The following is a 19,248-nucleotide window of genomic DNA, read 5'->3' as shown; positions in this document are numbered from 1 at the left end:
GAGGTTATGGGGAATGTACAAAAAAATTGCCTTAGCGACAGATGGTTCAGAACACTCAAAAAGAGCAGCAGAAAATGCGATCAATATCGCTAAATGCAGTCCTAATTCCAAAATCGAGGTCTTATATGTTGTTGATCCAGATAAAGTGAAATCTGATGTGCTTAGTAATTGGAATTCGGCAGATATTGGTGACAGCCGTAAAAGTCGAATGAGGGAAGTAGAAAGATTGGCAAAAGAATCGGGTGTCTCATATGAGATTAAGATTTTACATGGTGAGCCAGGTCCTGTTATTGTTGATTATGTTAATAAAAATAAGTTTGAAATCGTTATCATTGGGAGCAGAGGACTCAATGTGCTTCAAGAATTTGTTTTAGGTAGTGTGAGTCATAAAGTGGCTAAACGGGCAAATTGTCCAGTGTTAATAGTTAAATAAATAAACAAAGAAAAAACAGAACGGTTCCCTTTAAGGGGAGTTTTACTCGAAATAACAGTTGAAATCACAGACCATTTCGCACATAGCGGAGTAGTCTATTATTGTTGATATTAAAGCTGTTATAACAAATATAGATTGAAAATCGCACCCATTTCAGCACTTGAAATAGCAGTGTACAATGATTTATGTACACGAACTTTATAGTGAGATTTTGTTGTTTAAAATGTATACCATTTCATATTACTAATTGATAAAGGAATTACTTTCTTTCTGTTGAAATAAAATATATAATATTAATTGAATTTAAATAGGCGATGGAGTTCGCCTTTAACCGCCGAATGGCTAATGACTCCTGCTGGTAACTTAATTACTGGCAGGAGTCTTTTTATTTTAAAAAAATAGGGAGGCAACAAAATGATTTACTTCTGGGTAGGAATTGCGGGGACGCTAGGAGCTATTTTAAGGTATATGATTGGGGCTTCATTATTTACAAATAGCACCTTCCCATATGCGACATTAATCATTAATTTGATTGGAAGCTTTCTTTTGGCTTGGTTAACAACAAATTTATTTAAATGGCTCTCGATTTCTCCTGTCATTGCGACTTCGATAGGAACAGGATTTGTTGGGTCTTTTACAACCTTTTCAACCCTTAGTGTCGAAACCGTCAAATTGTTTCAGGTTGGGAATATTGTATTGGGTTTAGCCTATGTATTCGTCAGTATTCTTGGTGGATTAGCAATGAGTCGATTAGGCTTTAAAGTAAGTCAGGAGGTACAAGAATCGTGACAGCAGCACATATTTTATTAGTTGGTATTGGCGGTTTTTTCGGAGCGATTTCTCGCTATTCAATTAGTAAGAAACTAAACGGTAAATCAACATTTAAGCTGCCGTTGGGAACTCTTACAGTAAATTTATTGGGAGCCTTTCTATTAGGGATTATTACTGGTGCTAAAGCGAATATGATGATAGGTCTTTTGCTGGGAACAGGATTTATGGGAGCTTTCACGACCTTCTCTACACTCAAACTAGAAATGATACAAATACACTTAAAAAATTTCAAAAGGACATTTATCCTTTACACAATCATCACCTATGGTGCTGGAATTATACTTGCTTACTTGGGATATTTGGTTGGTAACCTCTTCTGGTGATATAAAATGTTAAAAGAGCATCATATACGATGCTCTTTTTGGTTGATTCGATGTCCATTTTACTTGCTAAAACGTGTGCAAAAAACTTCCCCTGAAGAGAACCCGTTAGTACAATACCATTCTGTTTTTTCTATTAACTAATTGACCTTTGCAGCATTCTTAATTAAAAACTTCTGTTTATCAGGTTTCTTTGCGATAGCTGCACTTATGAGCCCGATCATTGGAAAGAACATTAGTAAAAGTAAACTTTCGTTGTAACTATGGAATTTATCAAAACCTATTCCTAATGGCAAAGGTCCACATGCAGAACCAATAACCATTACCATCATCGCAACCCCGCTAATACTTCCGAGATATTTTCTGCCAAAATAATTGGACCAAACAATATTAAGTGTAATTCGTTCCACTCCGCCGCCAATTCCCCATATTACCCCGAATAGTATTCCTAAAGTGGCACTATTCATTTTTGTTAACAGAAATAAAGTCAGCACTTCCAAAACAAAAACAAAGATTAACAATCGATTGGTACTTACTCTTTCTAATATAAACCCTGATATAAAGGAAATTGGGAAGCCTATAATAGCCATTAGACTTAATACGGTAGCCGCCAGTTGCGGTGATAATTGGTTCTGCCCGAAAATGGACAATAAGTGAAAAGTTATCCCTGTATTAACGAGTGCAGGAATACCGACACAAATTAATATCGCCCAAAAAGTCCTAGTCCTCATGGCTTCTTGTAATGTCCAATCATCATCTTGAATGGTCATTGTTTTATCACTGTGTTTATTATTTTTAGATACAATGATCGGTTTTCCGTCTGGGTGCAAGCCAATATCTTCTGGACGATTTCGAACAATAAAAAAAGCAAGAGGTGCAAATAGAACGATTAATAACACTCCCCATATTTGCCAAGTTGTTTGCCAGCTCGTTAATCTAATTAGCCAAGCATTTGCAACTGGGAAAAATGCGGCACTAGCAACACCACCTAATGCCATAAAACTCATGGCACGACCACGTTTTTGAATGAACCATTGGGGGACAAGGGTATTTGGAATAAGTGTCATGCTTCCTTGCCCAAATAATCGAATTAAAAAGAAACCAATGGCCATCATCCATGTATTAACGACAAAGCTATTAAAAAAACACGCCAATCCAAGCAATAGGCTAACAATCACCATCATTTTTCTTTGACCTAACTTATCCACCAACCGACCCATGAACATCATAAGTATGCCCGAACATAATGTGGCAAAAGAATAAAGACTAGAGATTTCCGAACGAGTCCATCCAAAACTTTTTATGTATTCATCAATAAAAACAGAATTGGAATATGTCTGACCAGGACCAGAAAAAAAACTACCTAACCCAGCTATACACACGATGACCCATCCATAATAAAACGTATGCCTCTTTTTTTCGCTAATCAAATGATAGCCACTCCCTTCTTTACATAATCGTTTTAAAATCACAATTCCCAACTAATAATATTAAGTTACTCAATTGGATTATACTACAAACCAAAGGTCCCTATATCTTCCGAAAAAAATCTTTCGACTTTAGAAATTATCCCGAAAAAGGAAGAAAAACATCGTATAACAAAGGAAATAACTGTTGTGTCCGCTTTCATGGGATTTCACAAATTGGTCAAAATCCTTTATACTTTGTTTTGTTAACAACGGACCCGACTTTCATGAGAGTTGAAAGTCAATAAAAAAACAAAAGAAAAGGGAGAGGTGCTAAGTTTGAATTTGAGTACAATTAAATATTCATGGTTTGGAAACGTCAAGGGAGATGTGTTAGCAGGGATTGTTGTTGCTCTTGCTTTAATTCCAGAAGCAATTGCATTCTCAATCATTGCAGGTGTGGATCCGATGGTAGGATTGTACGCTTCCTTCTGTATTGCCGTTACGATTGCTTTTGTGGGTGGAAGACCTGGGATGATTTCAGCTGCCACGGGTGCAACTGCTTTATTAATGGTGACATTGGTTAAAGACCACGGTTTGCAATATTTACTGGCTGCAACCATCCTAACTGGTGTTTTACAGATAATCATGGGAGCTTTGAAACTAGGTCGTTTGATGAAATTTGTCCCTAGATCCGTAATGACTGGATTTGTTAATGCCCTTGCGATATTAATCTTTTCAGCTCAATTAGTCCAATTTAAAGGGGCATCTTGGCAAATGTATGCGATGGTAGCAGGTGCACTTGCCATTATCTACATCTTACCTCGTTTTACTAAAGCTGTACCTTCACCATTAGTTGCGATTATTGTTATTACAGCAATCTCAATATTTACGGGAAGTGATGTTCGTACAGTTGGGGACATGGGTGAATTGACTTCGAAATTACCTATATTTTTAATTCCTGACATTCCGTTTAACTTTGAGACTTTGCAAATCATTTTTCCTTATTCCTTGTCTATTGCATTGGTAGGACTAGTGGAAACACTTTTAACTGCTTCTATTGTAGATGACATGACAGATACAGAAAGTGATAAAAATAAGGAAGCACGTGGTCAGGGTATCGCTAATATCGTCTCAGGATTATTTGGCGGAATGGCTGGATGTGCGATGATTGGTCAGTCTGTCATCAATGTTAAATCTGGTGGTAGAGGACGTTTATCTACATTTGTTGCAGGTGCTTTTTTATTGACACTAATCATGTTGCTTAAAGGGTTCCTGGTACAAATTCCAATGGCAGCCTTAGTCGGAGTTATGTTCATGGTTTCAATTGGAACATTTGATTGGTCCTGCCTAAAAACATTAAAAAAGGTACCAGTTACTGATACGATTGTTATGATCGTGACTGTGATTACAGTGGTTAAAACTGATAACTTATCCATGGGAGTTTTAGTTGGAGTTATTCTAAGTGCCATTTTCTTTGCAGCAAAGATTTCGAAGGTAACTGTAACAAGTCTTTCTTCTAAAGGATCACATAAAAAGATATATCATGTATCTGGTCAACTCTTCTTTGCTTCTGTAACAGACTTTGTTAACAGCTTTGATTATAAAGAAGCTGTAAGTGAGATTGATATAGATTTGTCCAATGCTCACCTTTGGGATGATTCTGCTGTAGGTGCCATTGATAAAGTGGTCATCAAGTACCATCAAAATGGTGTTAAGGTGAATCTTAAAGGATTAAATACAGAAAGTAATAAACTAATTGATAAAATAGCGGTTCATAACAAGCCAGGTGGGCTTGAGAAAGTTGCTAGTCACTAATATATCGTAAATAATTTTTAATTTTTAAATTGGAGGAGCCTGTCACCAAGGGTATTTTATACCTTAGTGACAGGTTTTTTTGTATTTTTTTATGTTATATACAAATTCTAGTAAGAGGGAAGGCGGTAGTAAAAGTGTTAATACTTCAATTAGCTATTATTTTAATTGCATCTAAATTAGCTGGGAGTCTTAGTGTAAGGTTGGGTCAGCCATCAGTCCTAGGTAAACTCCTTATTGGTATTGTACTAGGACCATCAGTATTAGGATTGGTAACAGAAACAGAAACACTAGAAGAATTTAGTGAAATTGGTGTAATCTTGCTAATGTTCATTGCAGGGTTAGAAACGGATATAGATGAATTTAAACGAACTGGAAAAGCATCTACCTATGTTGGCCTTGGTGGTATTATCGTTCCACTTGTTTTAGGATATTTTGTTGGACTGATGTTAAATCTTACCTCTGTACAATCCTGGTTTTTAGGATTATTGCTTTCGGCTACAAGTGTAAGTATCTCCGTTCAAGCATTGAAAGAAATGGGCCAGTTAAAAACTCGTGAAGGGACGACCATCTTAGGGGCCGCCGTTATTGATGATGTGGTGGTCGTGATTGCTTTGGCATTTTTAATGAGTTTTGCAGGAGGAGATGTCAACTTAACAGTAGTAATATTAAAGAAATTTTTATTTTTCGCAGGAGCTATTATTGTTGGTTGGAAAATTGTTCCTTTGTTTATGAAAAGATTCGCTATTTTAAAGGTAACGGAAACTGTTGTTTCTTCTGCTTTAATCATCTGTTTTATTTTTGCCTATTTAGCAGAGTACACAGGTGTCGCTGCAATTATTGGAGCGTATATTGCTGGCGTAGCAATAAGCTTAACTGACTTCAAGCACGAGGTATTCGAAAAGATTGAAACCATTAGCTACTCGATATTTGTCCCTGTATTTTTTACATCAATTGGAGTTACTGCTCATTTTGCAGGTGTTAAAGAAAATCTAACTCTTATTGTTGTATTAAGCATTTTGGCTATTTTGACTAAACTAATTGGTGCATCCATTGGTGCGAAGGCTGCTAGGTTCTCCTGGAACAGTTCGTTAGTCATTGGGGCAGCCATGGTGTCTCGTGGTGAAGTTGCATTAATCATTGCAGCTATTGGTTTAGAATCAAAACTGTTGAGTCAAGAAATGTTTGCAGTAATTGTTGTTGTCGTTCTTGTAACAACGATTGTTACTCCTCCTATGATGAAGTTGTTTTTTAATAAGAATTCACAAAAAGAGCTGTCCAATAACTAAAATGACAAAAACACGCTGAATTTTTCAGCGTGCTTTTTTACATTCCACCATTACATGACATTACTAATTGACATCCATAATTACTGGAAGGATCATAGGCCGTCTTCCTGTTTCTTTATAAATTAACGGCTCAACATAATTTAAAATTTCCTTTTTTATGTTTCCCCACTGAAGTCTTTCTGCTTCAAGAGATGTTATAGTAGCTGTGTGTGCGGCATCCTTAATTTTTCCTAATAATTCTTCAGATTCTCTCATAAAGACAAATCCTCTTGTAATGATTTCAGGTCCCCTAATAATAGTCTTATTCTTAAAGTCAATGGCTATAACCGCCATTAAAATACCTGATTCTGATAGTTTTTTACGATCCCTAAGTACAATCTCCCCAATATCACCTATTCCTTCACCATCAACGTAAACTGGATCTACTGGGACACTGCCAGTCACTTTGGCAGTCGTTTCATTGACTTCGAGTATATTACCATTATCCAATATAAATGAATTGCTGAAAGGCACATCGCATTCCTGTGCTAATTCTACATGTTTTTTTAACATTCGGAATTCCCCGTGAATGGGTACAAAAAACTTAGGTTTCATCAATCGAAGCATGAGTTTAAGTTCTTCTTGGGCACCGTGACCAGATGTATGAATATCAATAAGTTTATGATGGATAACATTCGCACCAGCACGACTTAATTGGTCAATAATTTTGTTGATACTGGTTGTATTACCTGGTATTGGGGACGATGAAAAAATCACAGTATCTTCTTTCTTGACTGAGAGTCTGGGGTGTCTTTTATTTGCAATTCTTGATAAAGCAGCAAAAGGTTCTCCCTGGCTTCCCGTGCAGATAACCAGTATTTGATCATCAGGATATTGGTTAATTTCAGTTTCATCAATTAATGTGTTATCTGGAATGGTTAGATAGCCAAGCTCTTGGCCTATTCTAACCGCTTTTACAAGACTTCTTCCAAGGACAGCAATTTTTCGTTTATTAATAATTGCGGCATCAATTGCTTGTTTAAACCGATACATATTGGAGGCAAAAGTAGCAAAAATGATCCGCCCAGAAATATGATTAAAAAGGTCGTGTATTGTTTGACTTATTTTTCTTTCAGACATTGAAAATCCAGGTATTTCACTATTTGTACTATCTGAAAGTAGGCAGACAACTCCTTCATTACCGATAGCAGCCATTTTAGAAATGTTTGATGGATGACCTAAAGGAGTTAAATCAAACTTAAAATCTCCTGTATGAACTACATTACCTTTTGGAGTTCTGACAACAATACCGTAAGAATCAGGTATGCTATGGGTTGTTCTAAAAAAATCTACTGCAACAATCTTAAAAGAGATAGTTTTATCTTCTTCGATTTCATATAACTTCGCTTTGTCTAATAAGCCATGTTCTTTTAGTTTTTCTTTTATTAATTCAATGGCCAATTTTCCTGCATAGATGGGGATGTTTATTTCCTTTAATAAAAAAGGGATACCACCAATATGATCTTCGTGCCCATGTGTAACGAATAAACCTTTTATTTTATCCTCATTTTCAATCAAATAAGAATAATCTGGGATAACGTAATCAATCCCAAACAACTCATCTCCAGGGAATTTAATGCCTGCATCCACTAGAATAATTTCATTTTGGTATTGAATAACATAAGTATTCTTACCGATTTCACCTAAACCACCAAGTGCAAAAATTTCAATGATGTTATTATTTTTTACAATCGCCATTAACCCACTCCGTTCCTAATAAACTGTTACTTTGATTCTAACACAGAATTGGGTCTTACTAAATTTCTTCTATTCGTATATTTTTTAATAATATTGTGAATAAATGCACTTAAACTAACCTGATGAATTTCTAAACCGATGTCTTCACCAACATTAAGACTCATCAATGTAACGGGCAGGTTAGTGCAAAAAAGCCGCTAATGAGACCTATTTATGAAATCAAAAACTCATCCTTAAGAACAGAGTATTTTGATATAAATAAACTAAAGGAATCCTCCCCTTCCGTTATTTGATTGCAAATGAGTTTATATAATAATTCAATCAATTATTTTATGTAGCCCATGAAGTGTCTGGAGTGGTTGCTGTTCAAGTATTTTTTGCAGCTCTTGGAGGGATTTGGGCCCATAGAAATGGGGGACATATAAAGAAAACATTGATTCTGTATATGGGTTCAAGTATCTTAACCGGAAGTTTGATTGGGGGATACACTTCACACTTTTTTTCAGAGAAGAGTATCAATGTTATTTTTGGATTAGTGGCGTTACTAGCGGGGATACTTATGTTGGTTCCTAAAAAGGAAATTGAAACCAATTGGGGCGAAGATTTTAATAAAGGGTTGGCAATAACCCTTTCCTTTATCGTAGGGATCGCTTCTGGAGTAGTAGGTGCTGGTGGTTCATTTATTCTTGTTCCTATTATGCTTGTTGTGCTGAAAATCCCTATCCGCATTACAATCGCTACATCCTTAGCTATTACATTTATATCTTCCATCGGAGGCACAATAGGAAAGGTCTCAACAGGGCAAGTACCTTTCCTACCTGCTGTATTAGTGGTAATCGTTAGTCTTATTGCATCCCCTATAGGAGTTCGGCTAGGAAAAAAGTTAAATACAAAAGTTTTGCAAATAGCTTTAGCTACTTTAATTGTCATTACTACCTTTAAAATTTGGTTTGGAATACTTGTTTAATTACCAATAAGGAGTGATCTTAGCAATGTTTCATTATACAGTAGAAACGAATAAATCAATTGATAAGGCTATTCCATCTTTAGAGTAGAATTTAAAGGAAGAAAAATTCGGCATTTTATGGCAGCTAGATCTCCCTGCAAAGTTGCATGAAAAGGGTGTAGAAAGCTACAACAATCCATACCGAATCTTAGAAGTATGTAATCCAGTTGAAGCAGGGAAGGTTCTTGAAATAAATGAACTAGTTGGTTATTTTCTACCGTGTAAAATAACAGTTTATGAAAGCAATGGAATAACTAAAATTGGATTACCTAAACCAACAATGATGGTTGGTATGATTGATGACCCACAATTAAAAGAGATCGCAGAAAATATCGAAGTTACTTTAGTGAAAGTATTGGATAAAAGTAAGTAAGACATTATTATCATCAGTCTCTAATGGTGGAATATATTTTTCTTCTTTAACTAACGTAGCGATGCTTTTAAAAGGCATCGTCTTTTTTTACGACTAACAAGTCTAGAGTTTCACAAGACAATTATTTGTTTATAACTGACCCCTTTATGATTTTAATAGTGCCAAAAGGTAATAGATAATTAAAAGTTTTTTAACATTTAAATGATATAATAAAAAAATGAAATAAAAACGGGAGGACATAATATGAATACGAATCTTACTCCTATAAACCCAATTGCTTTTGAATTAGGTGCTATTAGTGTCCATTGGTATGGTATTATCATCGGATTAGGGGCAATGTTGGGCTTATATCTTGCGACTCAAGAATGTAAAAAAAGAGGAATTTCACCCGATGTTCTTGTTGATTTAGTTATATTTGCTTTACCTATTGCCATCATTTCAGCCAGGATTTATTACGTCTTATTTGAATGGAGTTATTATAAAAATCATTTAAGTGAAATCCCCGCTATATGGAACGGTGGTATAGCTATTCATGGGGGATTGATTGGAGCAGTTATTACAGCCATCATTTTTACAAATAAAAGAAAAATATCGTTTTGGAAATTAGCTGATATTACAGCACCAAGCATTTTATTAGGACAGGCTATCGGGCGTTGGGGTAACTTTATGAACCAAGAGGCTCACGGAGGCCCTGTTTCACGTACATTTCTTGAAAATTTACACCTTCCTACATTTATTATTAACCAAATGAATATTAATGGTACCTATTATCACCCAACCTTTTTATATGAATCTTTGTGGAGTTTAACTGGAGTAATTATTTTGATTTCTTTACGGAAAGTTAATCTTCGTCGGGGAGAATTGTTTTTAATGTATCTTATCTGGTACTCAATTGGACGTTTCTTTATCGAGGGAATGCGAACAGACAGTTTAATGCTAACTGATCATCTAAGAATCGCTCAAGTCATCTCCATTTTGATTCTCACTGGATGTATATCGCTTCTTCTTTTCAGAAGAATGAAAGGATTTTCTACCAAACGGTATTTGACGGATTAAAAGAGGGATAAAAATGAAAAACAACGACCAACAGACGCTTGATTCAAAATATATTCAGCAACACTTAGCGAATGAACGCACTTACTTGGCCTGGATACGAACAAGCATTACGATTATTGGCGTTGGTTTTTTAATAACCAACCTTCACTTTTCTTCTATAACTGAAAATATAGCAATTGGAGATAGATTAGCTCAAACAATTGGATTAGCTTCTATATTCGTAGGGATTATGACCTTAATGATGTCAACCATTGGCTATTTTAAAAAAGGGAAAGATATTAATCAACAAACTTTTATATTTCCACGAAATTTAGTTATCTTTTTATCGCTTGTATTGCTGCTTATCTTTCTAATTTTCGGTATTTACTATTTATTTGCTTGGGGATTGATATAATCCGTTAAAGTGTCGCTTTGAATTATTACAGCGGCACTTTTATTTTTTGGGGGGATTATTTTTGATGTCAATTCCAATTTATAATTGGAGAAATTAGAGGAACTATAGTCTTATTTAAGGAATAAATAAAGATTGTGAAGAATTACTTAAACTATAGGGTGCTTTTGTTCAATATACAAATTATAAAAAAAGCCGAAAATATGCAAGTTTTTATTCATTTCTTGGATATTTTCAGCTTTTACATTCAAAAAACATACTGCAATAAACAGCAATTTTATTGCCAAATACAAGGCCCGTGAAATAGTTAATTTTCATTCTTACTTAAATGTTTAAAAGCTTCTAAAAATCTCTCATAAGTTTGTTTACCATATTGTTCAATGTTGTTTTTGAAAAACAGTTCTATTGTTAATTCCTTTGCCTGTTGTAGGGAACAATTTCGAGAAATCATTACTAAATTGATATAGGAAAGAAAATACTCTTTTCTCAAGGTACTAGCATGATTAACAGTCAAAATACAACCTCCTATAGGGCCGAGTGCTTAACAACAGCACACGCAATCGCAATTTGTTTTTACGATAGTTAATTGTTGGTTCGGTTTAAATTTCTTAACTAGCTTTTGAAAAAATGTGTCCTTTTGAAAATCTTCCATTTTCCAGGCATTTTGTGCTTTTCTTTCAACTTCCTCTTGGCGTAATTTCATCAATTGATATACCTCATACTCATTAAACATATTGATTTCCTCCTATTAATCAAATAATAATATTGATTTATTAATCAAAAAAAATTGATATAAAGTTTAAAAAAATTAGCAACAAGTTGGTTTAAAGATACAGCAAAGTTCATGGGACAATAAATGATTTAGTTCCTCTTGATTCAGTTCATAATAACTCCAGGTGCCCTTTGTTTCTTTTTTGATAATGTTGGCATCTAATAAAATCTTTAAATGATAAGATAGTTTCGATTGAGCCATATCCATCATGGGAGCCAGATCGCACACACACATAGAACCATTCTGGGTTAAAATATACATGATTTGAAGTCTTTTTTTATCAGCAATAGCTTTAAATTTTAGTTCATATTTTTCAAACACTTTATCTAAGGATATATCTTGTAATTGAATTTCTTCTTTCATCTAAATCACCTACTTCATAAATCAAATAAACTTGATACATTCATAATATATCCAATATTTTCATGTGTCAATTAATTAAATCAAAAAAAATTGATTTAAACTTATATTTTAATATATTTCTGAAGATGTAAAAATGATACAAATGAAGAATCAAATTTATTTGATAAAAGGGTTGTAATTAGAAAAAATTGCTAATATACTGTAATCATAAATCAAAAAAAGTTGATTTATGAATTATAAATCAAAAATATTTGATTTATAAAATAATGTGAGGGAGTTGTTAATAATGAAAATGCATGTTGGAGTGAATGTTACGGATTTAGAGAAATCAATTCAATTTTACAAAAAGGTTTTTAATACGGATCCAGTAAAGGTAAAACCAGATTACGCAAAATTTTTACTTGATGACCCAGCCCTTAATTTCACTTTAAACTTAAAAGACGAGGTATCTGGAAATCAGGTTGGACATTTCGGCTTTCAAGTTGAAAATCAAGAAGAGGTGCTGCAACATAAAGACCGTTTAGAAAAATTAGGGTTCTTTGCAAGGGAAGAGATGGATGTTACCTGCTGTTATGCTACTCAAGATAAATTTTGGGTAACCGATCCAGACGGGAACGAGTGGGAGTTCTTTTATACAAAAGGTGACGTAGAGACTATGAAAACTCAATCAACATGTTGTGCAACTCAAACAATAAAAGTAGAAATCAAAAACTCTTCATCTTGTTGCTCATAAGATTGGAGAGCATCATGCTCCTTCCCTTTTTATTCCGCATAACAAATTCAAAATTAATAGATATGAATTTAGGTGAACTGATGTTGATTAATGATGAAATACAAAGCTTTTTGAAAGCTTTGGCTAGTGAAAAGAGACAGGAAATAATGTTTCTATTTTTGGATAGAAAAGAGGTAACTGTAAACCAAGTTGCAGAGTTGGTTGGAATTAGCCAATCAACAGCTTCTGAGCAATTATCAATATTAAAAAAAGCAGGATTATTATTTTCCCGTAAGGAAGGCAAGGGAGTTTTTTATTCCACAAACAAAAACAAAATCATGGAATTACTGCAAGATCTAAATAAGTTATTGATTGCCTGTTGCTAAATGGACGTGTAGAAAAAACTATATGTTCATTATTTTTAATAAAACATATCGTTAAATAACGATATGTAAGGAGAAGATGATATGGAAAATACATTCGATTGTATAGTTATTGGAGGAGGTCAAGCAGGATTAGCATCAGCGTATTACCTGAAAAAGTGGGGACTAAAGTATTTGATTCTTGAGGCAACTGAACAGGCAGCAGGCTCCTGGCAAAAGTATTATGATAGCTTAACCTTATTTTCTCCAGCAAGATATTCATCACTCCCAGGTTTGCGATTTCCTGGTGATCCAAACCACTATCCCACAAAAGACGAGGTTATTTCTTATTTTAACGAATATACCAAATATAATAAATTCAATGTTCGTACAGAAGAAAAGGTGACGGAAGTAAGTAAGAATGGAAAAGACTTTGTGACTGCAACTGCAAGGGGGAACATATTTTATTCAAAAGCTGTCATTTCCGCTACTGGTGCTTTTGCATATCCTAATATCCCTGTAATAGAAGGAAGTGAGCGATTTAAAGGCAAGGTAATTCACTCCAGCCAATACAGAAAAGTAGAAGAATATAAAAATCAAAGAGTAGTAGTGGTTGGAGGAGGGAACTCTGCGATTCAAATTGCCTATGAATTAGCCCAGGTTTCAAACGTGTCCCTTGCAACCAGAAACCCGATTTCTTATACACCACAGCGAATTTTAGGAAAAGACATTCATTTCTGGTTGAAAGTAACTGGTGTTGATACGCTACCTTATGGTAGAAAATTCTCCATGAATACGTCAGTTATGGATACAGGGGTCTATAAAGAAGCTATATTAAATAAAAGGCCCGATAGTAAGCCGATGTTCACTAACTATACAGAAGAAGGTGTAATGTGGAGTGATGGCGGAGAGGAAAAAGTAGATTCGGTTATTTATGCTACTGGTTATAAGCCAAATATTAATCATTTAACAACACTAAAAGATGCGATACATCATTCAGGTAACCCAATGCAACATAAAGGGATTAGCAATAAGATTGATGGGCTATATTACGTGGGTCTTTCAGGACAACGAACACTTTCCTCAGCAACCATTCGGGGTGTCGGAGCAGATGCAAAATACATTGTTAAGCATTTAAAAAAACACATCGATATTAGTTTGAAATAATTGATATACCCCTTGGGATTAATGCCAAGGGATTATGTTTGAAATACCGTTGGTTGTTTATACATTTTACTCCTGAATTTGTCCTCTTTTGTCCTCCGGTTTGTCCTCCGATGTTTTATATTTCATTTAATACATTTAAGTCGAACTTTTTATAAATGTTGATTTAGAGCCTTTTTTTATACACTATTTCTTTCTATTATATCTGAAAATGAATGGTCGGCATGATGTAATAATTCTAGGTCTCCAATAGGTTCATTCTCCTTTTGGGGTGACAAATGGAAGAAGAGGAGGTTTTATTAAACCTCCTCAATTACTTATTTAATCCCATTAATAATCACACTTTTGGTCACAACTTGGTCACAGATTAGATGTTTTTATATTTAATTAGATAAAATTAAATGATATATGACTTGATAAAAAGTGCGTTAAATCAAGACTTTACGGCATTATATAAAACTAAATGTAATCAAACATGATACCTTCCCTCTAACTTCAAAACTGTGTGTTTCTATAAAATTTTACTCATTCATAATAGATCAAAAAAGTCTCGAAAATTATTTTCGAGACTTTTTGTATTTGCGAAGAAATTTTATTCCTTGCAATGGATTGACTTTGATCTATTCAAGCTAGGGAACGATTGAATATTAATTTTCTTCAAAAAATTAATAATATATATATTGACATATATTTTATTAATCTCATAAATTATATAATTGTTGTTATTATTAATGTTATTGAATATGACATTATTATTATTAAATATAACATTATTTTAATATGAATATTAAAACTCAGAGATAAAAGGTAAGCGTTATAGATTCTCAATAAAAATTTTCCAAAATACGCTTTTATATATTAATACTTTACTATACTGCTTGCTTGATTGTAGACAATCTCTTTTTTTCTCGCCAACCGTAAAACATTTTCATCAAAGGCATAATTAAAATAAAGATGAACAATAGCCTGAACGTTTGGAACATCGAAACAAGCGAGACTTCTGCTTTAACTGCATCAGCTAATAATACCATTTGATCTAAGCCACCTGGGGCTGTGCTTAGAAAACTTGTAGCGAATGTTGTGTCCAATTCAAACGACATTAGGAAGCTTGAGCCGAATGTTAGGGCGATCAGTGCAAATGCGCTGAAAATGCCGCCTACAAGTACACGTACTGGAAGCTTAATCATATGTGGCTTGAGCATTAAGCCAATATGGGCGCCGATTAGTAGCTGTGCGACGTTCATGAACATGCTAGGTACTTGTGGCATTGCGATTGGTGTTGTAAGATGCAACGTAATCAACAAAATAATGGGTGTGATGAAAAATGCAACAGGCAAATGGATACGTTGCATTAAATATGAGCATACCCATGCAAGTGCAATTAATAATACTAAACTAATCGTAAGCTTCGCGTCGGTTGGCTGCTTACTTATTACTTGTCCAGCGACGATAAACGGTACGAATACAACGACTAGTAACAGCCGAATTACTTGAAAATAAGAAATAACGCCAATTTCTTCAACTTTTTCTTCTTCAGCAAATACGACGATTTGACCTAAACCGCCGGGGATTGCACCAAGTACAGCAGCTTTCATCGGGATTTTTGCCCATTTACTAGTTAAGTAAGCGATGCCGATTGAGCCACCGATTAAAATAATGTTTAGCGTTATCATGTAAAATAAAATTGAGCCCATCATGCCGAATAAATCGATGTTAAATTGTACTCCTATTACGGTACCGACCATGACGACACCTAAATCACGCATTTGGCCGGACCATCTGAGCGGTCCTTTATAAACAAATTGGGCTAACATGATGACAACAATTGGGCCGAGCATCCATGGAATAGGGATGTGCAGTAGGCTAAAAATATAACCGCCAATTAAAGATAAAACTAACACCTTTAACATTGCCTTCAACAGTAACACCCCTTCCTATAATAATATTCCTAGCTACATTTATTACTTAAGAAACCACCAGCGTTCATCGTCATGAATACTGGTGGTCTAGTTATTATAATTTCGCTAATTCTTTTACTTGTGCTTCACGATCTACGTCATCGCGGCGACGATCACCCCAGTATGCGGAACCATTTTTCAAATATTCTTCATAAGTCCATTTCACTGGCTCCCAGTCTGGTTCGAAGATTAAGTAGCTATTTGTAAAGATTTCAAGACGCAAGCCGCTTCCCGGGTCTTTTACGTAAATGTACATTGCTTGAGATATACCATGTTTACCAGGACCAACGAATTGTACATCTGCTTCACATAAAATGTCAGCAGCACGTAGTAAGTCTTGTGCGTTATCTAACCAGTAAGCGATATGGTGCATTTCGTTTGGCTCTTTTGAACGTGATGTAGACATGATTGCTACATCATGTACTAAGTTTGTTACTGATAACCAGCTAGCTACTTGCACATCGTCTGGATTTACGAAGTATTCGCGTAGCTTGAAACCTAATGCTTCTTGTAAATATTTTACGATCTCAGCATTGTCGTGAGAAGTTTGTAAGTTTACATGATCGATACGGCGTGGAGATACACCTTTCGCCCAAGATTTATAAGTTTGGTTTTTAAGTACTGATTTACGAGATTCATCAGCAGGTGTTTTTTCCATATCGTAGTAAAGTTCGAAGCGGTGACCACTTGGTAATTCGAAGCGGATTGCTTCACCTTGCGCTACTTCTTCACCTGCCTCTATCCAACGTACTTCTGTACCAGCATCTTCTAATAATGTTGCGAAAGTTGCTATGTCCTCGCGACGTTTTGTACGCCAGCCGATGTGATCGATGTAAGAAGTTTCACCAGCTGTAATTGATAATGTATGGTGTTCGAAGTCGCCCCAAGCTCTTAAGTAGTGTACACCATCTACAATTTCTGTTTCTTCTAGGCCAATTGTGTCGCGGAAAAACCATAAAGATTTTTCAAGATCTGTTGACACTAAAGCTACGTGTCCCAATTTTGCAATTTCTGGTGCGTAATGAAATTTTTCCATTTATATTCACCTCATAATTAGTTGTTTTTTTATTTAAGAGGATATGTGAATTATGAATCCACTCTTTATAAATCACATTTCCGAGTACTAATATTACCCTTGAATGTTTGTATTTACGCCGAATAAATGTCTACCGTAACCTAAAATGCCGTCTTCATATAAAGAAGTAATGTGTGTTGCGATTGCCATTAAGTCACGAGTGAATAGCTCGACTGGGTGACCTTTTAATAATGCGTGTCCACCTAAAGTAAGTAGTGATTTAACGCCGATTTGTGTACACTTATCGATAATCTTTGCACGGATTGCTTTATATTTTGCCCCTTCGTATGGGCCGCCTTTATCTGTTTCCATCATTGCGATGTATTCATTTAATAAACTTTTAGCAGTAAGCATTTCAAGCTTTAATTCCGAAAGCACACGTTGGCTCGTAGGAGAATCTTTTTCGTTAATTCCAGAAAAGCGTACGCGACCTGCTGTATGCTTTTCGAATTCGTCAAGTACACGCTCTGCACCACCAACAGCCATCGCTGCGAACCCTACATAGAAGCCAGGGTAGAATGGTGTGTTGTAGTATAAGTAGTCTTGATCGAACTCTTCATACGGTGGTTGGCTCTTTTCGATAATTTTGCTAAAGCGTAAAATAGCATCAGGCTTAACGAAAACATTATCGATGATTAATGTATTACTACCAGATCCACGAAGACCAAGCGAATCCCAAGTTTTCACAACTTCTAAGTCAGAAACTTTTAATAAAATACCTACACGCTCAGGTTGGTCGTTGTCTTCGAATTTCATAATTGCGCCAACTCCAACCCAATCGCAGTAATTGATACCGCTTACAAAGTTGTACTTACCCGAAACGATATAGCCGTCTTCAACTGGTTCTACTTTTCCGATGGGTGCAAATACGTCAGCTACGAAGCCGCCTTGGTTAATGACTTCATCGCGAATGTGCTTTGGATAGTAGCATACCCAAGAGTTGTGCACTGAGAAGAAGTATGTTAACCACGAAGCAGATAAGTTGTGGTAACCAACTGTACTTACCATATCAACGAACGTGCGCCAATCAAGTTGTGGATAGCCGAACTCTTTCGGTAAAATTAAACGATGAATTTCCTCCTCGCGGATAATATCCGCGATGCGTGGAGAAATTGTCGAGTTTAGATCTGCTTCGATTGCTTCTAACCCTGCAGCTTCACCGATACGCTTCGCCTTTTGCATAATTTCTTCATAAGTAGCTTTATTTTCAACTACTGTTAACATTTGATCATTCCTTTCAAAAATAGTTTATTGTGCTGTAACTACTTGATCTTTTTCCACTGCTAAAAAATTGGTGACTAGTTTGTTCACGATTTCTGGTTGGTCAGTTTGTGCTTGGTGACCGCAGCTTTCGATATATTCGAATTTAATGTTCGGTAATAATTTCTCAAGCTTATAACCTGTCTCAACTGGTGCAACAGAATCTTGGTTACCCCAAATGAATAAGCCAGGGATTTTTAATTTTGGGAATGCATCTTTAATGCAGTAACGATCCCAAAGCCTTGGTTCTTCATTCATTCTTGCTAAGTAAGCATCGAACGCGTGATTTGATTCTTTTACACCTGGTCGAGTTGCTGCTTGATGACGTAGTTGAATTAGTTCTTCAGGAATGACTGTGTCTTCACTTGAATTGCGATACATAAATTTACGTAACGATTCTTCTGTATAGTCGTAACCAATCACTTCTAAGAATGAACGTAGCTTTCTTTCGGGTACTTCTTGCATCGCTTGATAAATTGTATTACTGCCGATATAAACAACCTTATTTACTTTTTCAGGGTGGTCAATTGCATATTTAGCTGCAACGTAAGCACCTTGTGAGTTGCCGACAAGTGATACTTCATCTAGGCATAATGCTTCAATAAAATTATGTACATGGTCCACTAAGCTTTGATGACCATTTACTGGCCATGCGTGAGGGCGTGCATCTGTGAAGCCCATTGATAGTTGATCTACGGCGTATGCTCGGAAGCCAGCTTTTGCTAATGCAGGTAACATCAAACGCCAACCCGCTGCGCCGCAAGCTCCAGGTCCTGCACCATGTAGTAAAATTACAGCTGGTCCTTCTGTTCCGGCCCAGGAATAATGTGTACGTACACCGTTTGCTAATACGAAACTATTATGAAATCCTTCAAAAATTGTCATCGTTTTGCCCCCTTGTATTGTATTGATTGTTATTTTCTGT

General features: G+C 35.5%; 20 protein-coding genes, 1 pseudogene and 1 riboswitch. Of the genes and pseudogenes, 12 read left to right on the top strand and 9 right to left on the bottom strand.

Annotation, left to right across the window (positions count from 1 at the left end):
* Window positions 1-13: 13 nt before the first annotated feature.
* The 3 genes from J7E67_RS22555 to crcB (J7E67_RS22545) all read left to right on the top strand — a co-directional run bounded on the left by J7E67_RS22555 (window position 14) and on the right by crcB (J7E67_RS22545) (window position 1,587).
* Entirely contained in the window at window positions 14-433 is a 420-nt protein-coding gene (locus J7E67_RS22555; RefSeq protein WP_214712717.1) for a universal stress protein, read from the top strand.
* Between the two features lie 301 nt (window positions 434-734).
* Window positions 735-795, top strand: a riboswitch (Fluoride riboswitch).
* 52 nt (window positions 796-847) lie between these two features.
* Window positions 848-1,222 carry a fluoride efflux transporter CrcB gene (crcB, locus tag J7E67_RS22550; RefSeq protein WP_214732879.1) on the top strand — a complete coding sequence of 125 codons (375 nt, stop codon included), beginning with the start codon at window positions 848-850 and terminating at the stop codon, window positions 1,220-1,222.
* Complete coding sequence (gene crcB / locus J7E67_RS22545) at window positions 1,219-1,587, top strand: fluoride efflux transporter CrcB (RefSeq protein WP_214712715.1); 369 nt, start codon at window positions 1,219-1,221, stop codon at window positions 1,585-1,587. The genes crcB (J7E67_RS22550) and crcB (J7E67_RS22545) overlap by 4 nt, the downstream gene beginning before the upstream one ends.
* A gap of 137 nt (window positions 1,588-1,724) precedes the next feature.
* Here the strand turns inward: crcB (J7E67_RS22545) and J7E67_RS22540 are convergent, their stop codons facing one another.
* A complete protein-coding gene (locus tag J7E67_RS22540; RefSeq protein WP_251026929.1) occupies window positions 1,725-3,014 on the bottom strand; it encodes an MFS transporter in 1,290 nt (429 codons plus the stop codon).
* 315 nt (window positions 3,015-3,329) lie between these two features.
* Between J7E67_RS22540 and J7E67_RS22535 the strand changes: the two genes are divergently transcribed.
* On the top strand, window positions 3,330-4,808 hold the full coding sequence (locus J7E67_RS22535; protein WP_214732878.1) for a SulP family inorganic anion transporter: 1,479 nt from the start codon (window positions 3,330-3,332) through the stop codon (window positions 4,806-4,808).
* A gap of 134 nt (window positions 4,809-4,942) precedes the next feature.
* The gene (locus J7E67_RS22530; protein WP_214732877.1) at window positions 4,943-6,094 is read left to right on the top strand and encodes a cation:proton antiporter; all 1,152 of its coding nucleotides are present in this window, start codon (window positions 4,943-4,945) and stop codon (window positions 6,092-6,094) included.
* A 63-nt stretch (window positions 6,095-6,157) separates the two neighbouring features.
* Here J7E67_RS22530 and rnjA read toward each other — a convergent pair whose 3' ends face one another.
* Window positions 6,158-7,831, bottom strand: a complete 1,674-nt coding sequence (gene rnjA, locus J7E67_RS22525) for a ribonuclease J1 (RefSeq protein ID WP_214732876.1) — start codon at window positions 7,829-7,831, stop codon at window positions 6,158-6,160.
* A gap of 331 nt (window positions 7,832-8,162) precedes the next feature.
* Here rnjA and J7E67_RS22520 point away from each other — a divergent pair.
* The 4 genes and pseudogenes from J7E67_RS22520 to J7E67_RS22505 all read left to right on the top strand — a co-directional run.
* Window positions 8,163-8,798: pseudogene (locus tag J7E67_RS22520) on the top strand (sulfite exporter TauE/SafE family protein); the annotation flags it as partial.
* Between the two features lie 112 nt (window positions 8,799-8,910).
* Entirely contained in the window at window positions 8,911-9,210 is a 300-nt protein-coding gene (locus J7E67_RS22515; RefSeq protein WP_308161467.1) for a DUF302 domain-containing protein, read from the top strand.
* Between the two features lie 243 nt (window positions 9,211-9,453).
* Window positions 9,454-10,266, top strand: coding sequence for a prolipoprotein diacylglyceryl transferase (lgt, locus tag J7E67_RS22510; protein WP_214732874.1), 813 nt, complete (start codon window positions 9,454-9,456; stop codon window positions 10,264-10,266).
* A 13-nt stretch (window positions 10,267-10,279) separates the two neighbouring features.
* Complete coding sequence (locus J7E67_RS22505; protein WP_214712710.1) at window positions 10,280-10,660, top strand: YidH family protein; 381 nt, start codon at window positions 10,280-10,282, stop codon at window positions 10,658-10,660.
* Window positions 10,661-10,964: 304 nt separating this feature from the next.
* Here J7E67_RS22505 and J7E67_RS22500 read toward each other — a convergent pair whose 3' ends face one another.
* From J7E67_RS22500 to J7E67_RS22490, 3 genes are all read right to left on the bottom strand, one after another.
* Window positions 10,965-11,171 (bottom strand): hypothetical protein, encoded by a 207-nt coding sequence (locus J7E67_RS22500; RefSeq protein ID WP_214712709.1) that lies wholly within the window; start codon window positions 11,169-11,171, stop codon window positions 10,965-10,967.
* Between the two features lie 27 nt (window positions 11,172-11,198).
* Complete coding sequence (locus tag J7E67_RS22495) at window positions 11,199-11,390, bottom strand: hypothetical protein (protein WP_214732873.1); 192 nt, start codon at window positions 11,388-11,390, stop codon at window positions 11,199-11,201.
* A 75-nt stretch (window positions 11,391-11,465) separates the two neighbouring features.
* Window positions 11,466-11,792: an ArsR/SmtB family transcription factor gene (locus J7E67_RS22490; RefSeq protein WP_214732872.1), complete on the bottom strand. Its 327-nt coding sequence runs from the start codon at window positions 11,790-11,792 to the stop codon at window positions 11,466-11,468.
* Window positions 11,793-12,075: 283 nt separating this feature from the next.
* Here J7E67_RS22490 and J7E67_RS22485 point away from each other — a divergent pair, with 283 nt between their 5' ends.
* The 3 genes from J7E67_RS22485 (at window position 12,076) to J7E67_RS22475 (ending at window position 14,033) form a co-directional block, all read left to right on the top strand.
* On the top strand, window positions 12,076-12,525 hold the full coding sequence (locus tag J7E67_RS22485; RefSeq protein ID WP_214732882.1) for an ArsI/CadI family heavy metal resistance metalloenzyme: 450 nt from the start codon (window positions 12,076-12,078) through the stop codon (window positions 12,523-12,525).
* A 14-nt stretch (window positions 12,526-12,539) separates the two neighbouring features.
* Window positions 12,540-12,890 carry an ArsR/SmtB family transcription factor gene (locus J7E67_RS22480; protein ID WP_214732871.1) on the top strand — a complete coding sequence of 117 codons (351 nt, stop codon included), beginning with the start codon at window positions 12,540-12,542 and terminating at the stop codon, window positions 12,888-12,890.
* Between the two features lie 81 nt (window positions 12,891-12,971).
* A complete protein-coding gene (locus J7E67_RS22475; protein WP_214732870.1) occupies window positions 12,972-14,033 on the top strand; it encodes a flavin-containing monooxygenase in 1,062 nt (353 codons plus the stop codon).
* Between the two features lie 866 nt (window positions 14,034-14,899).
* Here J7E67_RS22475 and J7E67_RS22470 read toward each other — a convergent pair.
* The 4 genes from J7E67_RS22470 to J7E67_RS22455 form a co-directional block, all read right to left on the bottom strand.
* Window positions 14,900-15,940, bottom strand: a complete 1,041-nt coding sequence (locus J7E67_RS22470; protein ID WP_251026930.1) for an AbrB family transcriptional regulator — start codon at window positions 15,938-15,940, stop codon at window positions 14,900-14,902.
* Window positions 15,941-16,043: 103 nt separating this feature from the next.
* A complete protein-coding gene (locus J7E67_RS22465) occupies window positions 16,044-17,024 on the bottom strand; it encodes a VOC family protein (RefSeq protein ID WP_214713592.1) in 981 nt (326 codons plus the stop codon).
* Between the two features lie 93 nt (window positions 17,025-17,117).
* The gene (locus J7E67_RS22460) at window positions 17,118-18,287 is read right to left on the bottom strand and encodes an acyl-CoA dehydrogenase family protein (RefSeq protein ID WP_214713591.1); all 1,170 of its coding nucleotides are present in this window, start codon (window positions 18,285-18,287) and stop codon (window positions 17,118-17,120) included.
* A 24-nt stretch (window positions 18,288-18,311) separates the two neighbouring features.
* The gene (locus tag J7E67_RS22455; RefSeq protein WP_214713590.1) at window positions 18,312-19,208 is read right to left on the bottom strand and encodes an alpha/beta fold hydrolase; all 897 of its coding nucleotides are present in this window, start codon (window positions 19,206-19,208) and stop codon (window positions 18,312-18,314) included.
* Window positions 19,209-19,248: the final 40 nt, after the last annotated feature.

It is taken from the genome of Bacillus sp. ISL-46, from assembly GCF_018613205.1.
Note: the sequence above shows the minus strand (reverse complement) of the source record. Positions and strands in the feature narration are given on the sequence as shown.

Bases quoted from the DNA above. Each gene is read 5' to 3' on its own strand.
- J7E67_RS22470 (WP_251026930.1), bottom strand. From the start codon at position 15,940: ATGTTAAAGGTGTTAGTTTTATCTTTAATTGGCGGTTATATTTTTAGC.
- J7E67_RS22495 (WP_214732873.1), bottom strand. From the start codon at position 11,390: ATGTTTAATGAGTATGAGGTATATCAATTGATGAAATTACGCCAAGAG.
- rnjA (WP_214732876.1), bottom strand. From the start codon at position 7,831: ATGGCGATTGTAAAAAATAATAACATCATTGAAATTTTTGCACTTGGT.
- lgt (WP_214732874.1), top strand. From the start codon at position 9,454: ATGAATACGAATCTTACTCCTATAAACCCAATTGCTTTTGAATTAGGT.
- J7E67_RS22465 (WP_214713592.1), bottom strand. From the start codon at position 17,024: ATGGAAAAATTTCATTACGCACCAGAAATTGCAAAATTGGGACACGTA.
- J7E67_RS22555 (WP_214712717.1), top strand. From the start codon at position 14: ATGTACAAAAAAATTGCCTTAGCGACAGATGGTTCAGAACACTCAAAA.
- J7E67_RS22490 (WP_214732872.1), bottom strand. From the start codon at position 11,792: ATGAAAGAAGAAATTCAATTACAAGATATATCCTTAGATAAAGTGTTT.
- J7E67_RS22480 (WP_214732871.1), top strand. From the start codon at position 12,540: ATGCTCCTTCCCTTTTTATTCCGCATAACAAATTCAAAATTAATAGAT.
- J7E67_RS22455 (WP_214713590.1), bottom strand. From the start codon at position 19,208: ATGACAATTTTTGAAGGATTTCATAATAGTTTCGTATTAGCAAACGGT.
- J7E67_RS22460 (WP_214713591.1), bottom strand. From the start codon at position 18,287: ATGTTAACAGTAGTTGAAAATAAAGCTACTTATGAAGAAATTATGCAA.
- crcB (WP_214732879.1), top strand. From the start codon at position 848: ATGATTTACTTCTGGGTAGGAATTGCGGGGACGCTAGGAGCTATTTTA.
- J7E67_RS22505 (WP_214712710.1), top strand. From the start codon at position 10,280: ATGAAAAACAACGACCAACAGACGCTTGATTCAAAATATATTCAGCAA.
- J7E67_RS22475 (WP_214732870.1), top strand. From the start codon at position 12,972: ATGGAAAATACATTCGATTGTATAGTTATTGGAGGAGGTCAAGCAGGA.